The organism is Methanobrevibacter sp., assembly GCF_030539555.1.
GTDB lineage: Archaea > Methanobacteriota > Methanobacteria > Methanobacteriales > Methanobacteriaceae > Methanocatella.
On record NZ_JAUNXX010000134.1, the window covers coordinates 1 to 2,155 of the forward strand.

The 2,155-nt window shown below is 34.5% G+C and carries 3 protein-coding genes; 2 read left to right on the forward strand and 1 reads right to left on the reverse strand.

Annotated features, from left to right (window positions below; translation table 11 throughout):
- Positions 1–107: 107 nt before the first annotated feature.
- On the reverse strand, positions 108–251 hold the full coding sequence (locus Q4Q55_RS10455) for a hypothetical protein (protein WP_303372735.1): 144 nt from the start codon (positions 249–251) through the stop codon (positions 108–110).
- Positions 252–297: 46 nt separating this feature from the next.
- Here Q4Q55_RS10455 and Q4Q55_RS10460 point away from each other — a divergent pair, with 46 nt between their 5' ends.
- On the forward strand, positions 298–723 hold the full coding sequence (locus Q4Q55_RS10460; protein ID WP_303372736.1) for a MarR family winged helix-turn-helix transcriptional regulator: 426 nt from the start codon (positions 298–300) through the stop codon (positions 721–723).
- An 11-nt stretch (positions 724–734) separates the two neighbouring features.
- Entirely contained in the window at positions 735–1,928 is a 1,194-nt protein-coding gene (locus tag Q4Q55_RS10465; RefSeq protein WP_303372737.1) for an MFS transporter, read from the forward strand.
- The last annotated feature ends 227 nt before the right edge of the window (positions 1,929–2,155 follow it).

The following is a 2,155-nucleotide window of genomic DNA, read 5'->3' on the forward strand; positions in this document are numbered from 1 at the left end:
TATAAATATCAGTTTATCTGCCCTTCATTCTCCCAATCCGTTATATATCAGCGAGTTTCAATACAATTTTTAATAGCTAACCCTTGCCGTTAATGTTAAGCGGTTAATTATGGGAATTCACTTTCCATTTCATGATACGTGCCGCTGACAATAGCTACAATAGTGGTTATCGCATCAGCAACTTTTAATGGGGCAATATCGACATTAGATAACAGGCACTGTTTAATGTTATGCAACATATTTAAATACATTTAAAACAAATACTTGTATAGGCAAGTATTATTTGAGGATGTGAAAATGGAACTGACAGAAATTTTACCGATAATCTACAGAATAAGACTTTTAAGCAAAATGAACACAACATACATTGATGCCCAGTTGAAGGATTATGACGTATTTTATGGAGATTTTCAGTTTTTATATTTGATTTATGCAAATGAAAACCTCACACAAAGGGAAATTTCAAAAAAACTTAATTTTCACGAATCAAGTGTTACACGAGGTATCAAAAGGCTTGAGAAAAAAGAATTCATCAAGCGCATAAAAAGCAATGAAGATAAACGCAGATATGTCCTTTCAATAACTCCAAAAGGACTTGAAATGCTCAAACTTAATTTTTCAAAACAAAAAGAGTTTGAAAGCAATATTAAAAAGTTATTCGCCGATGAAGAGCTTGAAAACCTTGAAGAATACTTGGAAAGAATAATCAAAAACTTAAACTGAAAAATGATATAATGACTTCAACGGAATCTGAAAGAATCTTTACAAAATCATTTGTGCTGCTTTTTGCATCATCACTTTTTGTCAGCATGGTAATGTATGCGCTTGTCTCATCAATGACATCCTACGCGCTGACAATAGGTGCAACAGTAACAGTTGCCGGACTGATTTCAGGAATCAACATGTTCGGAGGGCTGTTTTCAAGATTTTACTCAGGAAATGGGCTTGAAAGACACAGATGGAGAAATTTTGCCCTGTTTTTTATGGTAATTGACCTGATAGCTTCCGCATCATATCTTTTAACAGACAACCTGATTTTGCTGGTTATTTTCAGATTCATCCAGGGATTTGCAGCAGCCGCATCTTCAAATGCCCTTTTAACTATCGTCACTGCAATCATTCCCAAAAAACATTATTCCGAAGCATTCGGATATTTCATGCTTTCAACAACCCTGGCTGTCGGGCTAGGACCATTTCTTGAAAATGCAATATTCAATCATTTCAATTATTCCGGATGTTTTATTGCAGTCTGCATTTCTTCAGTCATCGGAATAATACTCTTTCTTTTAGTTGACTCTTCAGAATATGAAATAGAAAAACCAGCAAACACAAACAATGATGAATACACTGGCATTGAAAGATTCATCGAACTCAGCGCAATTCCGATTTCAGTTTTCATATCATTTTTAGGCCTTGGCTACATTGCTCTTTTATCATTCCATAAACTTTATGCGGTTGAAGTGAACCTTACCGGAGCGTTTTCATGGTTTTTTGTAATATATTCGATAGTTCTGCTGATGTTAAGACCTATTGCCGGAAAAATTCAGGATAAAGGCGGAGACAAGATTGTATGTTATATCGGAATAATAGCTCAGACAATCGGACTGTTTTTGATAGTGTTCGCCCCTTCCAACATTACTGTTATAATATGTGCAGTATGTACCGCACTGGGCTTTGGAACATTGTCCTCTGCAGGCACATCAATAATTACAAGAAGCATACCTCCGAATCGCCGCTCGTACGGTCTTGCAACATTTTTTGTATTCTGTAATACCACAACGGGATTCGGACCGGCACTGATAGGTTCATTTGTAACTGAAAGCACAGGTTTCACATTGATCTTTCTCATAGCCGCAATTGTTTCACTATTGGCTCTGCCGCTATGTGTTTATGCATTAAGACATGTGGGCAAAGCTTCAGATTCCTAAAAATCATATATAAATTTTTTCATCAAAACATTAATCATCAACCTTAATCTTCAACCAACACTATTTTTTTATTTTTAATTAAAACTCTTTAAATCAAAAAATAATTAATTTAAGGCATTTAAAAAAATTATTCATCAACCAAAAAAACATGTTAATCATCAACTATATTCAATAACTTCATGATTCATTTTTCACAATCAAATCACTAGGCAGACAAATTACTATTT